Here is a 24,144-nt window from a genome sequence, read left to right as displayed (position 1 = left end):
ATCTCTTTAGATATTAGCCGGTTAGTGGGTAGTGGGGGATGTGCTGTCCGGGGAGGGATCAGGCCCGTTCCAGAGAATCGTTTAGCGCTCCAACGAGCTGGTTCAGGCGATGCTCTATTGAGGACAAAGGGAGGGCGGTTCGATCAAGAGAGACCACGAGGAGGTAGCCCCGGCCTAGCGCTGAGACAAAGCATAGGTCATCTTCTGTTTCAAAGCGCAGCCCCTTCAACTCCGATGCGTCGGCCTTTCCGATGAGCCGTGCTGAGGATCTGCACAACTCATCTACAGCATCAATGTCGAGTTCTTGCTCAGCCCCTTCGGCTGATACCTCCATGATCCTGGTACCGTCATTCCGCACTATGTGAGCCGACCGGAAGCCTGGGGTCTTCTCGCCCCAGTCCTTCATCCAGGCCTCCTCCTGGAGGCCTCGATCCGGCGGTTGAGGCGGCGACCACTCGGCAACCTCGAGTTCTTTCTTCGGGACGGGCTTGACCTCTTCTCTTGCTCTACTGGTGGTTTTCTTGCCTTCCCTGCTGGGTTCCTCGGCACCTTCTTCCGTGATTGCAAGCTCTGGCTGGATGGATTCTTGTTTTTCCGCTACACGCGCCTCGCACTCAGCGATCAAATCTCGTGCGTCGCGCTCGATGCTTACCACATCTGCGGCAAGGCCCCGGATCGTTTCGTAATCCCCGTCGCGTCTCGTCAGGATCTCAGAGAACGCCTCTTCACCGGTTTTATCTCGGAACTCGGCGTGCACCAGTTTGCCTTTCTCAAAGAAGATCGTCCCTGCCGCATCCTGTCTGGGAAACCTTACCTTCAGGGCAAACGGTTGCCTGGAGCGTCGTATGGATCTAAAAAGATCCATCATGTGCAGCACGAACGGGCCACGGAACCTCTTTAAGCCTGCACCGCGTTTAGCCATCGAGCCTCCTTCGGGGCATTTAAGCCTAAGTCTACTCCAACCCGTCCCAAAGTCAAGACCTTTTATTGCTCCTTTTGTTACTGCGGATACGTGTGCCACGAAGGGGTACTTAGGGTAAAAGATCGCAGGTAAAACCTGCCCGTCGTCGCGAGGACGACAGAATGCCGGACGAAGCGATCTCACCCCAACCCTTATCCTCCGGGACTTCGTCCCGTCAAGGGGGAGGAGTATTGCTTTCAGCGTATCACTACCACTCTCTTCGTCGCTTGGCTTCACGATTTAATTCCCCCTCCCTTGACGGGAGGGGGTAGGGGGAGGGTGGAAACAAATTACCCACATCTACCTTTTAGGGGGATGGGTATTTGAACTTAACGCACCACCACTGTTTTTTGCGTCAGATGTGAATACCCCGTCTCCAACCGCACGAAGTAGACGCCTTTCTTTTTACCCCACACGGCTGCTTCGCACCCGTGCGGGGACCCCGGCTAGCGAAGTAAGACAGCTTTTCTTGTGATCGTTAAGTCAGCACTTTCCAGCCGCACGAAGTAGACACCGGAGGGAAGAGAAGCAGAGAAGCTCTTTTCTCCGGATTCCCTCACCGTCATACGCTCAATCCGGCGGCCCGTGGCGTCGTAGAGGGTTAGGGTGCCGGATTCGCCGAAGGGCAGGGAGTAGGAGACCCGTAACACACCATCTGAGCAGAAGCCCTTGACTTCAAGGTTGAAATCATTGACAACCGGCTTCTCCGCGATAGCGGAATAAAAAAGTGTCCGTGACACCTCGTCGTCTTCATCGCACTCGTCAGGCTCCATCACGGTGCGGATGGTAAGGGTGTACTGTGGAACCAGAGGAGGCTCAAGGATAAGTTCTTTGAAACTTACTATGTCTTCGGTATCTGAGTCTAAAGACCACGGCAGTGAGTCGTAGTAGATGCGAGTTTCCTCTTCCCAAACCTCAGCAATTACGTAGAACTCCGGAGCATTCTCACGCCCAAAGTTCTTTATTCTTGCTTCAGGTATGTATATCATACTGGGCTGAATGGAGTCACCTGATAATATCTCCTTCACCCCAACGTCGTAGTCCGCGTAGCCGGTCAACCGTACGCCGTCAAAAAACGCCTTCTGGCCGCGCCAAGCGCCTGAGATAAGCCAGCTAGCCCCAAAAAGCAGGAAGGTGTCCAGCTCAATGTCCTCTGACAGCTTCTTTAGTCCAATCAGGTCGGCTTTAAGATCGCGCTTGAGGTCGTACCATGTCCCTTCATTAGCTATGGTGTCGGGGAAATGTTTATAAGAGGGGTTGTCAGGGGTAGGTGTGAGATCAGGCGCTCCCCAGTCATAAACAACCTCAATAAGGACGCCATCGGACGGCTTGGTGAAGTAAAGACTTGTACCATAATCCCAGGCAGAATACTTGGAGCCTTCATTGCGAAAGAGAGTCATATGGAAAAACCCAAGGCTGTCCAAGTCCTTCAATTTCTTAGAATAAGGGAGTACCTGATAGAACTGTCCTTCAATTCCATAATTAAAAGGGAGATTTTGAGCGGGTCTTTTCCGGCCGTCTATTGAACCGCAGTAGTTACCTATATAGACACTGTCAGGATCGTGACGGTTATAAACGGTGGAGTCAAAGCCACCAGGCCCGTGTATTTCCGAACGCTCGAGCCACACCTCGCTGTCCTTTTCGAACCCTGCGTCCTTGATGAGATTTACCGGCTCAAGGGCAAACAAAACCACCGGTAAAAATGCCAATATAAACATTGGTCTCATGAATTCCTCCTTTTTAAATATCTCGTATATTACCTCTTTTTGACCTCATGTCAAGGAAAGGGGGAGCTAACGCTCCCCTCCTTTTCACCCCACGCCGCAGATTCGCGGCGCCGCGGGGACGCCGAAAAATAATGCCTGACCGGATAATGGAGATATCAGATAGCCCGCTTCAGGTGTTGGAGAGAGGAATATACACCTTGACAAAGCCGTTCTCTGCGGCATAGTAATACATGGGTCGAAGGTTATCAGGCATGCGAGTTATGACAGTGCTGGCCGTGATTTTGTCCTCCGGCTGCGCCATGAGGCAGACCTTTGCAGATCTCAGCAGGAAGAGGGGGCCTGCCAGTCCTGAGGAGATCAAAAGGTACGAGCGGTTCATCAAACGCAGCGCGCCCGGCGAGGAGGCTTTCGTGGCGCTCGAACGTGTTGCCGAGCCTTACATCCGTGCCGGCGAGTGGGAGCAGGCGGCCGAGGTCTACGAGCGCTATCGGGGGTTGTTTGATACCATGGACGAGCGGTTTGAAAAGGTAATCGCGCTGCTTGAGGCCGAGGAAGAGGGTCTTGTGGTCGCCAACCTGGGCCAGGGCATCAACACCAGCGCTCACGAGGGGTTGCCAGTACCCACAGCCGACGGAAGGCACCTTTATTTTACCGGCAAGGACCGCTCAGACGGCTTCGGCGAGGAGGACATATACGTCTCCCGCTTGCGGAACGGTCGATGGGGCAAGGCCGAGAATCTGGGTGCAGGTGGTACGGGTGTTACGGGTGTTACGGGGGTTAACACTATGCGGAATGAGTCGCTTTGCTCGATCTCGGCGGACGGCAACCGGCTTATCCTTTTCGGCAACTATGCGGGCAGCTTTGGGGGCGGCGATATCTTTTATTCCGACAGGACCCGGCAGGGTTGGGCCAGGATGCAGCATCTCCCAAGGCCTATAAACAGCATATACTTCGAGTCCGATGGGTTCATCTCAAGCGACGGCAAGGTGATATTTTTTTCCTCGGACAGGCCTGCCAACATCGGGGAGTTTCACCCCAAGGATGAACCGTTCCACGGCAACACCTGGGGGAATACCGACATATACGTCTCGCTGCGCACCCCAGAGGGGTACAGCGAGCCTGTGAACCTTGGGCCTTGCATCAACACCCATTATGCAGAACGCACGCCATTCCTTCATCCGGACGGCAAGACCCTTTACTTCTCATCCGACGGCCACTACGGTCTGGGCAGGCTGGATGTATTCAAAACGGTTCGGTTAAGCGAGACATCCTGGACATCCTGGAGCGAACCGGTTAATCTGGGCAAGGAGATCAACACCGCGGGTGACGACTGGGGATACACGGTTGCCACATCGGGCGAGGTTGCCTACTTTGCCGCCTACGAGGTAGACGCAGGGCATGGCGGCTACGACATCTACTCCATCACCCTGCCGAGCCAGGCACGCCCCGAGGCCGTAGCGACGATCTCGGGCAATGTTATGGACGAGAAAGGTAACTCCCTGACCGCGGCGATAAAATGGGAGAATCTGGCAACCGGCGAGAACGTAGGGGAACTCAGAAGCAATCCTCAGGACGGGAGCTACTTTATCGTTCTCCCCCTGGGGGCAAACTACGGCTACTACGCGGAGAAGGAGGGCTACTATCCTGTCTCCAAGAACGTAGATTTAACCGAACAAACCGAGGCGGTGGATATAACGGAAGACATCGCCCTGGCCTCGATTTCAGAGATCAGACAAAAGGGGATCGCGGTGCGAATCAACAACATCTTCTTCGATTTTGACCGCTACAGCCTGTGGCCTGAGTCCTTTCCTGAGTTGAACCGATTGGCAAAGATCCTTAAGGAGAATCCGGAGACGCGGGTGGAGATAGCGGGCCATACCGATGATATCGGCTCGGACGAGTATAACCTGGAGCTTTCGCGCAAACGAGCGCAGTCCGTGGTAGGCTACCTTGTTTCGGTAGGTTGCGAACGTGACAACCTCATCCCCAGCGGCTACGGGGAATCAAAGCCCATTGATACCAACGATACCGAGCAGGGCCGCGCCGTGAATCGAAGAGTAGAATTTAAGTTCTTGCAATAGTCAACCCTAGAATGCCCTGGAAGCGAGGAGTTAGTTTGCCCCCTCATTTGGGCCTAGAGCGGAGAGAACGACTTAAAGACAAACAAACCCGATTTAGGCAACTTTTAACTTGACAAGCTCCGGTTTTTGAGTATAAATAAATCGTGGGTAGTATGGGTGTGGGGAGATGCTATCACTTTACTCCCCGGTATCAGTTAAGGAGGGTTTGTAGCAAGCGAGGGTGCCGCACCCTCTAGGAGCACAGCAAGGAGGGGAAAATGGGCTGGCAAAGCAAGAAGGGGGTTCTGAGAGGAGTCAGTGGATACCTTTGTTTAAATGGTTATTCCGCAGCTCCTTATCCAATTTTAAGTGAGGCTTCTCATGCCGGGCATAGTGCTTTCTTTATTATTAGAGAAATACCCCTTGACAAAAACTAACTTCTGCGTATACTTGTGTTCACGTTGCTCTCCAGGCGGAGGGTGTGATGCAAATGGCTGACCGAGCCGAAGGGTGCAAGGATTGAAACAAAACAGCCAAGGAGGAAATGATCAACAAGATTTATTCAAACAGGAGCTTCAAACAAAGTTGTGAACCTTGCAAGTCAACGTTTTTAAGAAAACAACCCTAAGGAGGTACAGGTGCGTAAGCTAATCTTAGGCCTCTCCCTTGCCCTGCTGGTGGCATTGCCGCTGTTCGGCGAATGGCAGGAAGAGACAAGGATCACCAACACGAGCGGCAACTCCTATCTCACCAGCTCCGGGGGCTGGGGCATAGCCGCCGATACCAACAATGTCCACATCTCGTGGTATGACTATTCGTATTCCAACGACCGCATCCGCTACGTGGGCTTTCCTATAGGCAGTCCTCCTGATGCAGGGGCAGGCACCGGCCTAAGCTCCCGTTCCGGCTACTACCCTGTGGTGGCTGCAAACGGCAGCGGCAATGTCCAGGTCTCCTGGCGGGACGGTTCCTCCCCTTATGGTCTGCGCTTCCGTGAATACTCCGACTCATGGGGCTCTATCATCAATTACGGCTATTCAGGCAAATACAATTACTACCCTGCGATCGTCACCGACCCCTCGGGCAACACCCACTCTGTCTACCACAGATACGATGGGTACTACCCCTACTATTATCGAATCTACTATCAGAGACGCGACGCGGGAAGTTCAAGCTTCACCTCACCCAAGCTGATCTATACCCCCCCTTACAGCTACAGAGACGCCGAGCACCCTTCAATCTGCTTGACTTCGGAGGGCTACATCCACGTTGTCTGGACCCAGGATTGGTCTCCCTACAATCTGGGCTACGCTTACAGCCCCAACAACGGTTCGACCTTCTACACCTTTAGTATACCCAACACCAGAGCCTACTACGGAGGCCCCGACGGTTCACCTTCCATGTGCGCTGACCATGATGACAACCTCTATGTGGCCTATGTGGATATATCCTCCTCACCCTACCAGATCGCCGTGGTTAAGAGAACCGGCACCACCTGGAGCAGCCGGGTGAGGATAAGCGCCAGCAGTAGTAGCTGTTACTATCCCTCGATGTGTTGCGATGCCTTCGGTAACATCTGGGTGGTGTGGCGAGACCGGCGTAGTGGGATCTACGAGGTTTATTACAACCGCCTGCCGGCAGGTGCAGAGTTTGCCACCGGCTGGGAGGGAGAGCAGCGCCTGACCTCAGAGGACGGTAATAACTCCTACATCCCTCAGATAGCCGCTGACCCGCATGGCAACGTGCACGTCTGCTGGTACGATTACCGCGACGGCAACCACGAGATATACTACAACTGGTTCTGCCCGGTCCCTCCCAATGACGTGGCTCCTGTATCCATCGACGCGCCAGCTGATACAGTCTGGTCCGAGTACACCTACACGCCTCAAGCCACGGTTGCCAGCTTCGCCGAGGACACCTCGTTCACCTTCGATGTGGTCTGCGAGTTCGACTCGGCGGGCACCGTCGTCTACTCTGACACAGCTGGTGTGATCGACCTTGCGGGTGGAGACAGTGTCGAGGTTTCCTTTGCCTCATGGACCGCAGGAGAGGCTGACGGACTCTCATACACCATGACCGTCATCACCCTGCTTGCAGAAGACACCAAGCCTGCCAACGATACCCTATCAAAGACGGTGACCGCTATCTGGCCTCCGCGTGATGTCGCTCCGGTTGCAATCATCACCCCGCCCGATCGGGTCTGGGCCGGATGCATCCATATCCCTAGGGCGGTAATCAAGAACTTCTGGGAGTCCACCGAAAGTTTTGATGTCCTCTGTGAGTTCGATTCAGCCGGAACCATCATCTACTCCGATGTAGTTACAGTAACCGATCTCGCTGGTGGGGATTCGGTGGAGGTTGAGTTCGCTACCTGGTCGGCGGGCGCAGAGGATGAGTTCGACTACCTCATGACCGTCACCACCTTACATCCCAAGGACCTCAACCCCGCCAACGACACTATCTCCAAGATTGTAGCTGCACGCAAAGCGGTGCCTGACCTGGATATCCAGGACTATGCGGGCAACCTCTCTGCAAACACCATGGAGCTTACCAGTGTCACCAACTCCATCGTGGTTGGCTCATACGTGATGGTGAACCCGGATAACGGAAAGAAGAACGTTGATCTCTACGACGGCCCTGCTAACATCGACCTTGATCTTACCTACTCGTGCACCGATCTTGCGACATACGGCGGGGGATGGACGATTGGCGCCGCAAACGTCAATCCTGACCTCAATGAGGTAAGCTGGCTTGCTCTTGGTAGTGGTGCTCAGAACATCGCGCAGGTTTATGTTCCGAATGAAACACCCTTTGAGACCTATGTGGGCGAGGTCAGGGTTATCGGGACGGCCGAGGACGGTTCCACCGACGCTGACAAGTTCACCTTGAAGGTCACTGTGGTTGTGAATAAGGGCGGCGGTCATCCTTCGAGCTTCGGGGGCGAGCCTCTGGCACAAGGCAACCGTCTCTACTGGTCGAACTTCGGTTTCGGCGAGCAGGGCTTCAACCTTTACCGGGCGGAATCCGAAGAGTTCACAAGGCTCAACGACGCTTGCATGAATTGCAATGAGTATACGGATGCGGATATTGTGGCCGAGGTGGACTATCGGTATAAGCTCGGTCTCCTCATGGCCGACGAATCCGAGGTTCTTCTTGGGCCACTCTCGCTTACCTCTTCACAGAAGGTTGGCAGCCTGGTTCTTGAGCAGAACTGGCCGAACCCATGGACTGATGCCACCGAGATCAGCTACTTCCTGCCCAAGGGGATCAGCTCTACCACGCTCAAGGTCTACGACATCTCAGGCAAGCTTGTGAAGACCCTTGCCGAGGGTTCGCACGATGCGGGTGCTCACTCGGTTATCTGGGACGGTAAAGACGAGCGAGGGATACACGTATCCTCGGGCGTCTACTTCTACATGCTCTCAACTGATGATCAGAGACAAACCAACAAGATGCTCTTACTGAGATGAAAAAGGAGGATAAAATGAAGCGATACACATCGCTTATAGCAGTAGCGTTGGTGCTCATCCTGTCAACCGGCTTAACCGCCCAGGTCACTGAAGAGTGGGTCGTACGCTACAGCACCCCGGGTGGCGATGGGGCTGATGACGTGGCTGTTGATGGGTCAGGTAACGTTTACATCACAGGCTACAGGGACTACGGTGACTTTCTGACCATCAAGTATAATTCGGCAGGCGTCCAACAGTGGGTGGCGATCTACGACGGCCCGGCACACAATGAAGATCAAGCTATCGCCATAGCAGTGGACGATTCACGCAACGTCTACGTAACGGGTAGAAGTAGGAGCTTAGGTACTGGCGGTACCGGCCGTGATTATGCGACCATCAAGTATAACATCTCAGGCGTCCAGCAATGGGTAGTCCGCTATGATGGTGGAGGTGATGACTGGCCCCGATCCATAGCGGTGGATGCATCAGGTAACGTGTACGTAACAGGCTATAGCGCAGGCACAATGGATGACTATGCGACTGTCAAGTATAACTCAGCAGGTGTGCAGCAGTGGGTGAGGCGCTACAACGGACCAGGAAACGATAACGATAGAGCTGGGGATATTGCAGTGGACGGTGCAGGCAACGTATACGTAACAGGCTATAGCAAAGGCTCAGGCACCGGCTATGACCATGCAACCATCAAATATAACTCGGCCGGCGTCCAGCAGTGGGTGGCGAGATACAATGGTCCTGGTAACAGTGATGATTTTACCCGCTCTTTAGCACTGGATGTCTCCGGTAACGTATACGTAACAGGCACTAGCGCAGGCTTAGGCACGGGGAATGACTATGCGACCATCAAGTATAACTCCTCCGGCCAACAGCAGTGGGTAACCCGCTACAACAGCCCGGGAAACGGGCATGATCGATCTTATGACATAGTAGTGGACGGTGCAGGCAACGTATACGTAACAGGCTATAGCCCGGGCACAATGGATGACTATGCGACCGTCAAGTATAATTCCTCCGGCCAACAGCAGTGGGTGGCATACTACAACGGCACAGGAAACGAACACGATCGACCCAATTCCCTAGCGGTGGATGCATCAGGTAACGTATACGTAACAGGCTATAGCGAAGGTTTCGGCACCTCGGATGACTATGCGACTGTCAAGTATAACTCAGCAGGTGTGCAGCAGTGGGTAATGCGCTACAACGGACCAGGAAACAAGCATGATTTCCCCGGAGGCATTGAAGTGGATGGCGTAGGTAACGTCTATGTCACGGGTCATAGTTATGGCTCAGGCACCTACGACTGCGCCACCATCAAGTACAGCCAACCGGTTACTAATGATGTAGCTCCAGTTTCCATAGACGCTCCTGAAGACACCGTATGGTCGGAATACACCTACACGCCCAAGGCTACTGTTGCCAACTTCTCCGAGGATACATCGTTTACCTTCGATGTTGTTTGCGAGTTCGATTCCGCAGGAGCCGTCGTCTATTCCGACACCGCTACCGTGATTGACCTCGCTGCAGGAGACTCCATCCAGGTCTCATTTGCCGACTGGACTGCAGGCGAGGCTGATGGGCTTTCCTATACAATGACCGTCACCACCTTGCTTGAAGAAGACACCAGGCCTGGTAACGATATGCTCTCGAAGACGGTTACCGCTATCTGGCCTCCGCGCGACGTTGCTCCGGTTGCGATCCTCACCCCGCCCGATCGGGTCTGGGCAGGATGTCTGCATACCCCAAGAGCCATAGTTGCCAACTTCTGGGAATCAACCGAAAGCTTCGACGTTCTATGCGAGTTCGACTCTGCCGGCACCACTATCTACTCTGAGACGGCGACGGTAAGTGATCTTGCAGGCGGCGACTCGGTTCTGGTCGAGTTCCCATCCTGGTCAGCCGGAGCAGTTGATGAGTTCACCTACACCATGACCGTTACCACCCTGCTTGCCAAGGACCTCACCCCTGAAAACGATACCATCTCCAAGCAAGTAGCCGCGCTCAGGGCTGTGCCTGATCTGGATATCCAGGATTATGCAGGTAACCTTTCTGCAAACACCATGGAGCTTACCGGCGTTGCCAACTCCATCGTGGTGGGCGCCTACGTGATGTCGAACCCGGACAACTGGGAGAAGAACGTAGACCTTTTCGACGGCCCTGCAAACATCGATCTTGATCTTGCCTACTCATGCACCGACCTTTCCACCTACGGCGGCGGATGGATGATTCCTGCGGCCAACATCGATCCTGACCTTAACGAGGTGAGCTCGCTTGGTCTGGGCAAAGCTGAACAGAACATCGTGCAGGTTTATATCCCCAGCAAGGCTCATTTTGAGACCCACGTGGGCAAGGTTGTCGCTGTGGGAACAGCCGAAGACGGTTCCACGGACGCAGACGAGTTCACCCTGAAGGTAAACGTTGTTGCCGATAAGGGCGGCGGCAAACCTACAAGCTTCGGCGGTGAGCCGCTGGCACAGGGCAACCATCTCTACTGGACCAACTTCGGCTTCGGTGAACAGGGCTTCAACCTCTACCGGTCTGAACCTGAATCCAAGGAGTTTGGCAGGCTCAACGAGGAGCTCATGGACTTCACCGAGTATACCGACTACGACGTTGAAGCCGAAGCAGACTACCTTTACAAACTCGGCCTTGACATGGGCGACGGCAGCGAAGTTCTAATCGGTCCTCTTACGCTGACCTCATCCGAAGAGATAGGAAGCATTGTTCTTGAACAGAACTGGCCGAATCCATGGACTGATGCTACCGAGATATGCTACTTCCTGCCCAAGGGAGCGGATCAGGCTTCACTTAAGGTCTATGATATCTCCGGGAAGTTGGTAAGAACCCTTGCCCAGGGTCGGCACGAGGCCGGTTCACACACTGCAATCTGGGACGGCACCGATGCTAAAGGTCTCAGTGTATCCAGCGGGGTCTACTTCTACCGGTTGAGTGCAGACGACCAGACCAAGACCGGAAAGATGGTTCTCTTGAGATAGCAGATAACCTTTTGACCAGAGGGGCGGGTTTGCTGCCCCTCTGGAGAAGTAAACAAGCAAAGGAGGTTTCAATGAAACGCTTAACGTCGCTTTTAGCGATGGTGCTGCTGCTCGTTGCGGCAGCGGGCGCAACTGCCCAGGTCGCCGAAGAGTGGGCATCTTACTACGATGCTTACGGATACGCCGATTATGGTATAGACGTAGCAGTGGACACCAATGGGAATATCTATGTAACTGGGTACAGCAAAACATCAAGTTCTTCTGGCTACCAAAATGAGGATATCGTAACCATCAAGTACAATCGCAACGGAGTCAGATTGTGGACAGCTACCTATGACGGTCCGGCAAATCTGGGTGATCGCGCCTCTGCTTTGGCTGTGGATGCGACTGGCAATGTTTACGTTACAGGCAGAAGTCATAGCGGTCAGAGCGAATATGACTGGAATTACGTAACCATCAAATACAACACCGACGGTGTCCAGCAGTGGGTTGCTACATACGATGGTCCTTACAACGTTGACTTCAGTAATGACATAGTCCTTGATGACCAAGGCAACTTATACGTTACCGGTCAAAGCTCGAATGGTCGGAGCACCGGATATGACTATGCAACTATAAAGTACGATTCGAACGGTGTTGAGCAATGGGTAGCCCGCTACGACGGTCCCCTACACGAGGATGATGTGGGTAAACTAGTAGAAGTTGACGAAATGGGAAATGTTTACGTAACCGGTCGTAGTGAGTACTCTTCCTACTTCCCCGATATTGATTACGTAACCCTCAAGTACAATTCAAACGGAGAACTGCAATGGGCCAAAAATTATGATTATTACGAACGCGATGAGCCTTATGACCTGAAGGTCGATACTTCTGGTAACGTTTATGTTACCGGATGCAGTAGAGGGCCGTCTAGTGGTTATGACTTTGCGACCGTAAAGTACGATTCTTTGGGCAATCAAAAATGGATAGAGCGCTATAATGGCCCTGCAAACGACTACGACTATGCCAGCGGGTTAGCAGTTGACAAGGCCGGAAACGTTTACGTGACAGGATACGGGAAAGGCACACAAAGTTCTTGGGACATGATAACCATCAAATATGACTTAAGCGGTACGGAGTTGTGGGTCAATCGCTACAATGGTCCACAGAACAGCCATGATGCTGCCTACGACATAGCCTTGGATAAGGATGATGATGTTTACGTAACTGGTCACAGTATATACTCATCCTCCGACCAGTATGACTGTATGACTATCAAGTACGACTCGGAAGGAACTGAACAATGGCAAATGGCACATGACAGGCCTACGAATTGCCAGGATCATGCTTACGCACTTGCCGTAGACAAAAGAAAAAATGTTTTTATCACCGGCAACAGCACAGCTTCTGGGAATGATTACAGTAGTTACGATTTCGTTACAATCAGGTACAGCCAGATTCTCACCGACATTGATATCGTTTCCATCGACTCGCCTGCAGATACCGTTTTGTCCGCTCGCACCTACACCCCCCAGGCCACAGTCACCAACCATGAAGGAGACCCGGTTGATTTCCCGGTGATCTGCGAGTTCGACTCTTCAGGAGTTCTGGTTTACTGCGATACGGTTGAGGTTGTTGGTCTGGGTGGCGGGGATACAACCCAGGTTTCGTTCACTGACTGGACATCAGGCTACGCTGACGGCATCACCTACACCATGACTGTTTTTGCCGCAGCCGAGGATGACGGCGAGCCGGATAACGATGCGATCTCAAAGACGGTGACCGCTGTCTGGCCGCCCCGCGACGTTGCACCAGTTGCAATAATAACTCCGCCTGATTTCGTGTGGGCCAGATGCCCACATATCCCACGAGCAATAGTAGCTAACCTTTGGGAAGACCCCGAAACCTTCGATGCACGCTGTGAATTCGACTCGGCAGGTACCATCATCTACTCCGACGTAGTCACTGTAACCGATCTTGGTGGTGGTGACACAGTCTTGGTAAGCTTTGCCAACTGGTCAGCCGGGGCAGTGGACGAGTTCGACTACCTCATGACCGTCACCACCCTGCATCCCAAGGACCTCACACCTGAAAACGACACTATCTCCAAGATTGTAGCTGCACGCAAGGCGGTGCCTGATCTGGACATCCAGGACTACGTGGGCAACCTCTCCGCCAACACCATGGAGCTTACCGGTGTTGCCAACTCCATCGTGGTCGGCTCCTACGTGATGGTGAATCCCGACGAACGTGAGATTAACTTTGACGTTTACGACGGCCCGGGCAACGTCGACCTTGATCTTTCCTACTCATGCACAGACCTTTCCACCTACGGCGGCGCATGGATGATTCCTGCGGCAAACATCAATCCTGACCTTGCTGGAGTAAACTGGCTTGGTCTGGGCGCTGGCGCTCAGAACATCGTGCAGGCCTATATCCCGAATAACGCCCATTTTGAGACCCACGTGGGCAAGGTTACCGCTATCGGAGCAGCTGAGGACGGCTCTACGGACGCTGACGAGTTCACCCTTAAGGTAAACGTTGTTCCTCCCAAGGGCGGCGGTAAGCCTTCCAGCTTCGGCGGTGAGCCTCTGGCCTCCGGCAATCGTCTGTACTGGCCCAACTTCGGGTTCGGCGAACAGGGCTTCAACCTCTATCGCGCGGAATCCGAGGAGTTCACCAAGCTCAACGCCGACCTCATGAACTTCACCGAGTATACGGACTACGATGTTGCGGCGGGAGCAGACTACCAGTATAAGCTCGGCTTAGCCATGGCAGATGAATCTGAGGTTCTTCTTGGGCCGCTCTCGCTTACCTCTTCCGAAGAGATAGGTAGCTTGGTGCTAGAGCAGAACTGGCCGAACCCATGGGCGGATGCCACCGAGATATGCTACTTCCTGCCCAAGGGAGTCAGTTCTGCCACGCTTAAAGTATACGACGTCTCGGGCAAGCTTGTAAAGACCCTTGCTAGTGGCCCTCAGGATGCAGGCGCTCATTCGGTGTTCTGGGACGGCAGGGACGAACAAGGCCAGAGCGTAGCAAGCGGTGTCTACTTCTACATGCTTAAGACAGGCGACCAAAAACAGACGAAGAAGATGCTCTTGCTTCGATAAACCCGGAATCTAAACAATCCAGGGGCGGCGATGCCGACCCTCTTTTATTACTAGCCCCACTTGACAAACTTAGAATTTTACGTATAAGCCCCTTCTTTTATCTCGTTTTATTCTCACGCGGGAAGTCCGGGCGGTGGCGCAGCGTGTAAACCTCCCTCAATTCCATTGAATGCATTTAAGTGAACCCTCTTGACAAATGTGAAATTTTGAGTATAAATAAACTATGTTTGGGCAGAAGGGCGCTTCAAGCGCATACACTTCCCTCTTTTTGATCTAAGTCTGGTGACGCTTAAGGGTGTCCTAGTGTCCTTACAAAACCTAAAACCATAGGAGGCAAAGATGGAGAGAAAAGTCATGTTGCCTTGGAGCAGGTTGAGTGTGATGACCGTTGTGTTTGCCGCTCTTGTTCTTACCGTAGGGAGCGCTGGTGCAACGGTGATCCGGGTCCCTGCAGACTATCCCAAGGTACAACAGGCGATAGACGCGGCAAGCTCAGGTGATACCGTTATGGTGGCCGGAGGTCGATACGCACCTTCAACCAACGGTGAGTCGTTTCCCATAAGGATGAAGAACGGTGTCCGGCTGATCGGCGCAGGAGCCGCTGTCTGCACCCTGGATGCAGAGCGAACGAACAGGGTAATATACTGCTCCGGGATAAGCGATACCTTCACCAGAGTAGAAGGGTTCACCATCACCAACGGAAACATTCGCGGCAACGGCGGCGGAATCGTTTGCGCAGGTTCCTCTGCTCTAACCATCGCCAACAACGTGGTAACCGGGAATAGCGCTTACTGGGACGGAGGCGGGATCGACTGCGACCACTCCTCTTTTCAGATCATCACCAACAACGTCGTAACCGGGAACAGTGCCATCTTCGGCGGCGGGATCGGCTGCGTATATGGTTCCTCCCCGATCATCACCAACAACACCGTAACCGGGAATAGCTCTACCTACGGCGGCGGGATCGGCTGCTGGTATAGCTCCAATGCGACCATCACCAACAACACCGTAACCGGGAATAGCGCTCGCTACTACGGCGGCGGGATCTACTGCCACACCTCCTCTCCGACCATTACCTATAATGACGTATGGGGCAACGCTCCTCAGAACTATTACCGTTGTGGCCCAGGAACCGGATGTATCTCCGCAGACCCGTTGTTTGTGGACCCGACAGCCGGAGACTATCACCTGCAGCCTGGTTCACCCTGTATAGATACGGGAGATAACAACGCCCATGGATTGCAGGGGGTTGATTTCGACGGCAATCCCAGAATTATTGCTGTCGTTGACATGGGCGCCTTTGAGTATCAGGTGCCTGTTATCGAAGCCACAATAGACTTTGATCCTGACAAGCTCAACTTTGCCAGCAAAGGGAAGTGGGTGACCTGCTACATCGAGCTTCCCCCAGACTACTCGGTTGAAGATATTAATACAAGCACCGTGGCTATCACCAGGATTGACGGCGAGAAGCTCGATCCCCTGCTGTACCGAGAAGGCCCAACCGAGATAGGTGATTATGACGAGGATGGAATTGCCGATCTCATGGTGAAGTTCGACCGCGAGAAGCTGATTGATATCCTTAAATCCATGGGCTATGGCGACGGCGACGTGGTGGAACTCACGGTAGGCGGGAAACTTCTAAACGGTAAACTCTTTGCGGGGAGCGACACCGTTGAGATTATCGACAAAGGCAAAGACGGCGGCTAAAGTGGCGATTTTGCAGCTACCTCCAACTCCTTTCTCCTTTACCAAAGCTCCCCTCACCCCTTCGGAGAGAAAACCTCCATCAAATACAACTCCCTATGGCAAGCGACGTTAGTATAGTGCCTTACGACCCGCTTGGCCGGAAGGTTCGCAGGCTCGTTGACGGTTATCAGCCCGCAGGTACCCACACCGCAACCTGGGAGGGCAGAGACAATAAGGGACAGAGCGTATCCAGCGGCGTCTACTTCATGCGGTTCACAGTGGACGGATACGAAGAAACGGTAAGGCTGGCGATGCTGAGGTAAAGGAATCTCTTTATCGTATCTCCTTCTCATCCCGGCGGAAATCCGGACGATGTCTTAACTCCACCCCCAGCCTCTCCTGCACCCAGCCGTTGGAAAAGCCTAAATCGAACATGTAGGAGGCGGCTTCCTGATACTCGGCACGGGTGATGGTACGATCGTAAGGCGTACCCTTCATCCTCCAGGTCGGGAAGTACTGACCCATGAGTGAGATAGCCACCTGAACTCCAGCGGTTTCGGCTAACACCCGTAACACACCTCTCGTGTTCTCGGTCTCGCCTGGAATCATCAAGTGTCGCACGATCAACCCCTTACGCGCGACGCCCTCCTCCCCCTCATCATCGGTCTCAAGATCGCCCACCTGCCGCCACATCTCAGCAAGGGCGGCACGGTTTACCTCGGGATAGTCCTGCGCTCCTGACAGCTTCTTTGCAAGCTCTGAATCAGCGTACTTTGCGTCTGGGAGGTAGATGTCTACGATCCCGTCCAGAAGCCTTAAAGCCTCAAGCGACTCGTATCCCCCGCAGTTGTAAACCAGGGGCAGGCGAAGGCCTTGCTCGGCAGCGATCTTAAGACCCTCAAGAAGCCAGGGTAGATAGTGTGATGGCGTGACCCAGTTGATGTTGTGAACGCCGGCTTTCTGGAGCTTAAGCATCCCCTTTGCGAAGTCCTCAATGGATATATTCACGCCCTCACCCTCCAGGCTCAGCTGCCAGTTCTGGCAGTATCGGCAGCGCAGCGAGCAGTGTGAGAAGAAGACCGTTCCGGATCCGCGCCAGCCGGAAAGCACCGGCTCCTCGCCAAGGTGTCTGATGAACGAGGAGACCCGCAGCACGTCACCAGCCTTGCAGACCCCCTTCTCGCCCTCAAGTCGCCTGATCCCGCAGGCGCGTGGGCATAAGTTACAGTTTTCCGCGAGTTGCCACGCTCGTCTGATTCGTTCGTCCAGCTCGCCGGAGCGCACCAGGCCAAGGTAGCGGGGAAAACTATCGCTCATTCGGGAATTTTATTCATTTATAGAAGGGGGTCAAGGGGCTGCAGGTTTTATGGACAAAAACTGGACAAAAGGTGGTCAGAAGGTAGACAAAAGTTGGACAAATGACAGCTCACGGCTGACGGCGAACCGTATGGGTCCCCGGGCGTACACGAAGCGGACATCTGGGGTAAAAAAAGCTGGACATTGTTCCGAGGTTCCATAACCAACCTGCGCCGGATAGCTTGACTTTTTTGAAATTTCATTATCATATAACCAAACCGAGGAGGATTGAATGAATGAGCAAGAAGAGAAATCAGTTTTTCCGCCTGAAGAGCCTGATTTTGAAGACCCTAAATTCAACTGGGAAGAATGGGATAAGCTGGGGTTCAAAGGAGTTGCGGAGAATATTGTTACCGATATTGAAGCATTTGGAACGCCACTTATCTATGGGGTTTACGGTCGTTGGGGTAGTGGTAAAACATCAATGATGCGTGCAATTCAGGATTGCCTTAAGGCACGTAATGGTTACAAAACCGTTTGGTTTGACCCTTGGTGGTATGATCATGCAGATAAGGAACAGCTATTCCTGGGTTTGTTGAGGAAGATAGAAAAAGAGATTGCGCCTCAAGATAATACAACTCTCACAGAGATAGGTGTTAAGTTTACCGCAGGTGCGATCGCGGCCTTACGACTTGTTGTTGACGCGGGAACATCATTGCTGGGAATCGGTAAAGTGACAGAAGATGCTAAGAAATTCTATAAAGAAGCTCTGGAGTTAATCGAAGGAGAACAAAAGAAACAGATCGATGCGGTGGAGGAAACCCGAACCAATCTTTGCAAGGCGATTGACAGCCTGTTGAAAAAAGACGAGACTTTAATCCTGGTCGTTGACGATTTGGATCGGTGTCTTCCTGATCGGGCAATTTTATTGCTTGATCAGTTAAAGAATTTTCTTTACTTATCGAGGGTAGTGACTGTTTTAGGTATTGATGATGAAGTATTTGCTAATATGCTAAATATACATTATCAATACCACTGGGGACATCAATATCTAGATAAAATCATTAGACATGCGTATCGACTTGGAAAAGGAACAATCGAGAAGTGCCTAGCGACTTATTTACCGTATTCTGATTGGTTGCGTCGCAACGAGAATATGTACTTCCTACGTGCGCTCGCAAATCTTTGGTCTATGACAGGAGAGATAAACCCCAGGATAGTGCACAGAACGATGACAACCTTTCTGCAGATCATCAAAATCCGACCTTTAGAAAGTATGAGCTTTGGATTCAAACATCCCACCGGGTTCTTTGAGGGCAATATGCGAAAGGAGTGGCTTTCATTTTTAACAAAAATGAACGGTATGATTCCTCTCCCTGTAAGTGATAGCGGAGGGGAATTTGTCAAATTCACGGAGGATCAATGCTTTGGTGTATGTCTCTGGTATACCATTGCTCTAAGTAAGCGATTCCAGTTACCTCTGATACAGGACAAAGGTGGGGTACTCCCACTTCTGTTGGATCCAACTGAAGGATTTATACCCCTTTGGGTAGTTAATCGAATCTACGAAATTTTCAAAACTTGGTTTTAATTCCATTGTACCCATTTTATTTCGATGTGCCATGAGATTGCTTCGGAGCTTCGCTCCTCGCAATGACAAAGGGAAAGGTCGGCCCCTATTATATCTGCGTAATCTGTGAAATCTGTGGTTTATTCCCCCCCCCAGTTCCCTTGCTATCTTGGCCGCGATGATTACCCATCTTGGCGGTAACGGACTGGAGAGTCCGTTCCACATTATTCCCGACGCGTGGGGTGGTTCATCCCCCAGCTCCTTTCGCAGGCGCTTTCAGCTCGTCGCCGAGGTGGTCTCTCCCATCCCTCATTATTCGCCTCTGAGTCAGGCAGTATCCTGATTTTCCGTGACCTACATCCAGCGCAGCTGCTGTATCGGTTGGAAGGTTGCTTTGATGTCAATCTGTCCGTTGATTGTATCGATGTTTATCACCTGGATAAGCCCGTAGTAGCCGTCCTGGGTAAGTATGGCGTAGGTCTCGCCTGCCTGCACGGAATCAGCGACACTCGCGTAGCCCAGCGCCGGAACTACCTCTACGTCTTCGATACCCGATACATCCAGCGCCTCGGTTATACCTGTTGAGCGCCAGCCGGTGACACCTCCTGAATAGCCTGGATCATAGATAACCCGATTTGCACTCGCCAGATAGTACAGTCCTCCGAACCCGCCGGAGAAATCAACCCAGTTGGTGAAGTAGCAGTCTATGTCATCGCGGTTGGTCGAGTCTGTCATCATGTAGATAGCTATTGACTTGGCAGCCGGATCGAATCCTACCCCGCTTGCTCCTTCGCCGTTGAGTTCCCAGACCTCAAGGGTGACAACATCTATGGGCGCGACGGAGATTTTGGCCGGATCGGTTTCCCCTGCGGAGCCAAAACCAACTACTTCTATTATATGACCGTACTCATACAGGTCGTACTCGGTTTCCTCCAGCGAGTCTGCAACCAGTTCGTCGTCCAGGTACAGGGCGTAGAGCCAATCCTCGGTTTTCCCCCAGCAGCCTGAACTATAGGGAGCAATTGAACTCCAACTGACCTTGACTCCATCGCCACCCGACAGGGCTACGACCGAGATATTGGCTATGTCGGGAGCTACGTCGAAGGTAGCGCTGAGGAAAAAAATCGCTCCCACGACAAGAAACACTATCTTGACGCTCTTATGCATTTATGCCTCCTTATGAGGATTGTCGGCCTGAATACTTTTTTGTCAAGCCCTTACCACCACACCGAGAAGTAGGAGCAGCGGTTGCAGGGTGATGGAAGGCGTCCGTCCTGGGCCAGGTGACGCTTGCGGTAATGGTTAATCGCCTGGTCTTGCCATATCTCAACGAGGCTCTTTTTACCGAAACGCCCTACCCATCCCTCAGCCTCGTAATCCAGACAGCAGATGGGCACCGTGCCGTCCCAGTAGACGTTCAGCTGGGTGAAGGGATAGATGCACGGCGGCCAGAACCTTCTCCTGCGACCGCGATGCGGGGTGTAGACCTCCGGCTCAAGTTCTATTCCTCCGATCCAGTCCTGGGGCTGTCGGACGACGATTGAATCTACAATTGCACCCCAGTCGCGGCGGGCAATGGCGACCTGATCCCAGTTTGACCCGATCAACACCATCTCAAGGTTCAATGCTGGTTTGCCGCCGCGCTTGAGTCGGGATAGCCTGCGGATGTTTTCTGCCACCACATCGAAGTCGAGCCCTATGCGGATCTTGTTATAGACCTCTGGGCTGAAGCCGTCGATGGAGACGTTTACCTCGTCCAACCCGGCATTGATGAGTTCTGCTGTGCGGCGTTCATCCAGGAGCGAGGCGTTGGTGACGATGGAGGTCCAGAGCCCCTTGGAGTGGGCGTAGGCTACCTTTGCGGCCAGTTCATTATCGGTGAGCGGCTCGCCGAATCCTGAAAGGTATAGGGTTTCGAGGCCGCAGCGGGCGCACTCGTCTACGGCATCGGCAAAGACACTCCAAGACATACGTCCCCTGGCTCGCTTCATAGCGGGATAGGTGCACATCACGCAGCGGGCGTTGCAGAATGCAGAGGTCTCCAGGGATACGGTTCGGGGGAAGTCGCTGTAGCGCTGGATGACGCGCTTGATTCGTCTGCGGTAGGCGCGGCGGTAGATCGGGTTGCGATTGAGCCATGGGTTTTTTAGAATCCGGTAAGCTGCTCTGCGCGGGGCGGCGGAGGTCTGCACCAAGCCTCGAAGGGTATTGCCTTTCATTCAACCCCTTTCCGCAGCGTGAGTGTCGGATTGATAAGGGGTTTCTTTAGCATCTTCTAGATTATTCCTCTAACACCTCAAGTCAAGCCCATAAAAAGAAGGCCAGGGGCCTTCTTGGAATTTCTCTCTATGCCTATGATTAGACCTTGGGCCGCCGGAGGCGGTTTAAGTATGTGTTTACTTTACCAGCTTGCGCCTCGGCTTGGATAAAGGCATACCCATCTTCTCGCGGAGTTCGTCCACCTCATAGTAAAGCGCTTCCATATTCTCGTGGAGAATCACATCGTTGGCGTTGGCTTTGGAGATGTCAGCACTAAAGGTCTGAAGATTCTCCAGGGTTGCTTCTATCTTATCCAGGCGGGCCTCGATCTCGTCCAAGCGAGGGCCGTAGTCGGCCCGGATGGTTGGGCGGCGCACGCATCCGGCTAATATAACCACACCTGCCAGGACCAAACCGACCACAAGGATTTTCTTTACCACGGTTAACCTCTCAACTTAAAGGAGGGAGAGGCACAGCCTCTCCCTCCGGGATTTCACGAGTAAGGGAGTTAACCCTTAGAACAGACGAAGTCCTTGAATCGGCTGGAAGGTCGCCTTGAAGGAAACCTCTCCTGTTGCATCGTCAATATTGGTTACCTCAATGATGCCGAAGTAGTCGTCTTGGTTGGAGACAGCATAGGCCGAATTTATCGTAACTTCAGTGACGTTAAAGTAGTTTTCTTCGCCAGTCTGTGCTTTAGTCCCTGGAACCGTATCGATGGCTTCGATGTCACCCTCGAGTGCATTGCTGATTCCCGTCACACGCCAGGCGTCGAAGTCGTAATCAAGCTTGCCCGGGTCGTCAACTATTTCAGAAGGGCTTGCCAGATAGTAAGGTCCTGGGAACTCGGTAGTGCCAGCCTCCCAATTGCTGAAGTAGCAATCGACTTTGTCGAGGTCATTAGAGGTTACAGCCATGGAGTAAAGGTCTATCGTTTTACCTATCACATTGAAGGTGATGCCGCTGTTGCCCTGACCGTTAAGTTCCCAAGCGCTTTTGGTCTCTATTGTTATGGGTTCTGTGGAGAATTCAGCAGGATCACTTTCCTCGCCGCCTGCGACCGCGATGATTTCATACTTGCCTGCCTTGCCTGGATCGGTATCGATGTATTCAGTGGCTGTGATCTCATCCAGCAACTCTGTGTCCTCGAAGGAGACGGTGTAGGTTACGTCTTCGCCTTCGACGGTCACTGTGTTCCAGCTAAGCTTGACGCCTGCTCCGTCGTCTGTAGCCACCCCTGTAAAACCTGTAGGAGTAGGTACTACAGGGATCGGACCGCAGCCCACCACGGACATGATGAACGCTCCAGCCGCTACAAGCAGAGCTAAACTCAATACCTTCTTCATAATGAGTCCTCCTTGGCTTTGATTGCTTTACTTGACCACTTTCCGGATGGGTCTCTTTGCGCCGCCGCCGGTGGTGACCGGTTTGCGCTCCGGCGGCTTCTTGCCATGTAACTCTTCCATGTGCTCGTCGTACTCGTCCTGAAGCTCGGTAAGGGTTACGGCGATAGCCTCAACATCGGCCTCGAGGGTCTCGACCCTGTCCTGCAGGTCAGTTATCACCTCGGCAGCGCCGCCCACCTTGCCGCAGCCCAGGACTGTGCCTGCAGCCATCACAAGACCGGCGATAGCCAGAATAGCGAAGAGTTTCTTCATTGGAAAACCTCCTCGGTTTTTGGGTTATACAGTTTCACCTTAGACTTGTTTTTATGCTCGATCGACTTCAATGCCTAATAATAGGAAAAAGAGGGGGCTTGTCAAGCCCCCCGCATTGCCTCATTAAGAATCTACTTGAAGTTGGATCGTTGCCTCACGTAAAAATCTACTCGAAAGGAGGTATAGATGATGCGGGCCGACCTTGAGGTCGGCCCCTACGGACTAAATTTACCGCAGGGAATGTAGTCCGTGTATATCATCTGGCAACTAACGATCCTGAAACCCTTTCTCGGCAGCTGTGCTCGTACCTGCGAAAAATCCTGGATGAGGTTCAGGCCCGCTGGGCTTCTAATAAATATTTCAAGCCAAGAATGAAGTTTTTGGGAGAAGGGATCGAGCATCACCGGCGAAAAAGATATATCGAATCTGTGCTTTTATTTTTGCCTCATGTGGAGGCGATTTTATTAGACTACTTAGACGATCGCAAACTGCTTAACGAAATAAGGCAAAAGAAACAAAAACTCCAATGGCGCGATACAATCGGTCCTCTTGAAGAAATGGAACTAGAAAGTTTGGTGAACGAAATTACCAAGAGCTACTTGATTCAAACCGCCTTAAAAGAAATCTGCAAATTTTCAGACGAGATTAATCCTCCATTCCCTAATAGAGACAAAATACTTCATGGAATCAGCTTGGAATACGACACGGAAGAAAACTCAGCGAAACTTATCTATTTACTCGATGCAATCTGCGAAATTACCCAAGCAGAGATCAACGAAATCAAAGGCAACCCTAAAGGACCATAAGGAACATTCCCTTCAGGAATAGATCGGGCTTGGCTACACCACTCGCGATGACGTTAACTATGAGTATGTAGCACAGGCTCAGCGTGCCCCAGTCGGGTGCTTCAGCCTGTGCATGAGATATCCCGAGGTGCTAGAGAGCTCCATAGCCGGAGGTTTTAATCTCAGCTCCCCCATTTTGCTCGTTGTGTTGCAAGCCAGGCTTCGGTGCCGATGCGGCTTCGTTCCACGAGGTTCTCGATGTGATAGCCGGGCGGGCATCCAGGGCGATCATCGGGGATAAAGCGGGCAAGTTTGGCGCACGGCAGGTCTTCGCAGAACCCGCAGTGCTCGATCCCTTTCGCCAGGCAGCACTGGATAAAGTGGCAGCCTTGATGTTGTTCCGGGATGCATCCGGCGCACTTGCGAGGATAGTTCGGACACTTCCCGCAGTAGTCCCCGCAAAAACCCGCTAGAGGATCGCTCATGCGGGGATCCTACGCTTACCGGAGTAATAGTCAAGTCGTAGGGGGCGACTTTAGCTTAATTTGCGATCTTTTACCCCTCCGGGGCACAGGTGTCTTTTGGGACAA

General features: G+C 52.8%; 17 protein-coding genes. 9 read left to right on the top strand and 8 right to left on the bottom strand.

What is annotated here, in order from left to right; translation table 11 throughout:
• Positions 1–58: 58 nt before the first annotated feature.
• Both CEE36_05800 and CEE36_05795 read right to left on the bottom strand, forming a co-directional pair.
• Positions 59–922, bottom strand: coding sequence for a hypothetical protein (locus CEE36_05800; GenBank protein TKJ42998.1), 864 nt, complete (start codon positions 920–922; stop codon positions 59–61).
• 485 nt (positions 923–1,407) lie between these two features.
• On the bottom strand, positions 1,408–2,688 hold the full coding sequence (locus tag CEE36_05795; GenBank protein ID TKJ42997.1) for a hypothetical protein: 1,281 nt from the start codon (positions 2,686–2,688) through the stop codon (positions 1,408–1,410).
• A 230-nt stretch (positions 2,689–2,918) separates the two neighbouring features.
• Here CEE36_05795 and CEE36_05790 point away from each other — a divergent pair, with 230 nt between their 5' ends.
• The 6 genes from CEE36_05790 to CEE36_05765 all read left to right on the top strand — a co-directional run bounded on the left by CEE36_05790 (position 2,919) and on the right by CEE36_05765 (position 16,309).
• Positions 2,919–4,769, top strand: coding sequence for a hypothetical protein (locus CEE36_05790; protein TKJ42996.1), 1,851 nt, complete (start codon positions 2,919–2,921; stop codon positions 4,767–4,769).
• 617 nt (positions 4,770–5,386) lie between these two features.
• Positions 5,387–8,218 carry a hypothetical protein gene (locus CEE36_05785; protein ID TKJ42995.1) on the top strand — a complete coding sequence of 944 codons (2,832 nt, stop codon included), beginning with the start codon at positions 5,387–5,389 and terminating at the stop codon, positions 8,216–8,218.
• A complete protein-coding gene (locus CEE36_05780) occupies positions 8,215–11,208 on the top strand; it encodes a hypothetical protein (GenBank protein TKJ42994.1) in 2,994 nt (997 codons plus the stop codon). The genes CEE36_05785 and CEE36_05780 overlap by 4 nt, the downstream gene beginning before the upstream one ends.
• 71 nt (positions 11,209–11,279) lie before the next feature.
• Complete coding sequence (locus CEE36_05775) at positions 11,280–14,300, top strand: hypothetical protein (protein TKJ42993.1); 3,021 nt, start codon at positions 11,280–11,282, stop codon at positions 14,298–14,300.
• A gap of 339 nt (positions 14,301–14,639) precedes the next feature.
• Positions 14,640–16,007 carry a hypothetical protein gene (locus CEE36_05770; protein TKJ42992.1) on the top strand — a complete coding sequence of 456 codons (1,368 nt, stop codon included), beginning with the start codon at positions 14,640–14,642 and terminating at the stop codon, positions 16,005–16,007.
• A gap of 95 nt (positions 16,008–16,102) precedes the next feature.
• Complete coding sequence (locus tag CEE36_05765) at positions 16,103–16,309, top strand: hypothetical protein (GenBank protein ID TKJ42991.1); 207 nt, start codon at positions 16,103–16,105, stop codon at positions 16,307–16,309.
• A gap of 10 nt (positions 16,310–16,319) precedes the next feature.
• On the opposite strand, the gene CEE36_05760 is transcribed toward CEE36_05765, so the two are convergent.
• The gene (locus CEE36_05760; GenBank protein ID TKJ42990.1) at positions 16,320–17,303 is read right to left on the bottom strand and encodes a radical SAM protein; all 984 of its coding nucleotides are present in this window, start codon (positions 17,301–17,303) and stop codon (positions 16,320–16,322) included.
• Between the two features lie 271 nt (positions 17,304–17,574).
• On the opposite strand from CEE36_05760, the gene CEE36_05755 reads away from it, so the two are divergent.
• Positions 17,575–18,873 carry a hypothetical protein gene (locus tag CEE36_05755; protein TKJ42989.1) on the top strand — a complete coding sequence of 433 codons (1,299 nt, stop codon included), beginning with the start codon at positions 17,575–17,577 and terminating at the stop codon, positions 18,871–18,873.
• A gap of 333 nt (positions 18,874–19,206) precedes the next feature.
• Here CEE36_05755 and CEE36_05750 read toward each other — a convergent pair whose 3' ends face one another.
• The 5 genes from CEE36_05750 to CEE36_05730 form a co-directional block, all read right to left on the bottom strand.
• A complete protein-coding gene (locus CEE36_05750; GenBank protein TKJ42988.1) occupies positions 19,207–20,019 on the bottom strand; it encodes a hypothetical protein in 813 nt (270 codons plus the stop codon).
• A 50-nt stretch (positions 20,020–20,069) separates the two neighbouring features.
• Entirely contained in the window at positions 20,070–21,071 is a 1,002-nt protein-coding gene (locus CEE36_05745; GenBank protein ID TKJ42987.1) for a hypothetical protein, read from the bottom strand.
• Positions 21,072–21,248: 177 nt separating this feature from the next.
• Positions 21,249–21,551, bottom strand: coding sequence for a hypothetical protein (locus CEE36_05740; GenBank protein TKJ42986.1), 303 nt, complete (start codon positions 21,549–21,551; stop codon positions 21,249–21,251).
• Between the two features lie 75 nt (positions 21,552–21,626).
• Positions 21,627–22,457, bottom strand: coding sequence for a hypothetical protein (locus CEE36_05735; protein TKJ42985.1), 831 nt, complete (start codon positions 22,455–22,457; stop codon positions 21,627–21,629).
• A gap of 27 nt (positions 22,458–22,484) precedes the next feature.
• Complete coding sequence (locus CEE36_05730) at positions 22,485–22,769, bottom strand: hypothetical protein (protein TKJ42984.1); 285 nt, start codon at positions 22,767–22,769, stop codon at positions 22,485–22,487.
• A gap of 380 nt (positions 22,770–23,149) precedes the next feature.
• Here CEE36_05730 and CEE36_05725 point away from each other — a divergent pair, with 380 nt between their 5' ends.
• Both CEE36_05725 and CEE36_05720 read left to right on the top strand, forming a co-directional pair.
• A complete protein-coding gene (locus CEE36_05725; protein ID TKJ42983.1) occupies positions 23,150–23,575 on the top strand; it encodes a hypothetical protein in 426 nt (141 codons plus the stop codon).
• 182 nt (positions 23,576–23,757) lie between these two features.
• Positions 23,758–24,027, top strand: coding sequence for a hypothetical protein (locus CEE36_05720; GenBank protein ID TKJ42982.1), 270 nt, complete (start codon positions 23,758–23,760; stop codon positions 24,025–24,027).
• The last annotated feature ends 117 nt before the right edge of the window (positions 24,028–24,144 follow it).

This window comes from candidate division TA06 bacterium B3_TA06 (genome assembly GCA_005223075.1).
Taxonomy (GTDB): Bacteria; Hydrothermota; Tepidihabitantia; order B3-TA06; family B3-TA06; genus B3-TA06.
The sequence above is the reverse complement of the archived record's forward strand: the minus strand, read 5'-3'. Positions and strand labels throughout refer to the sequence as shown.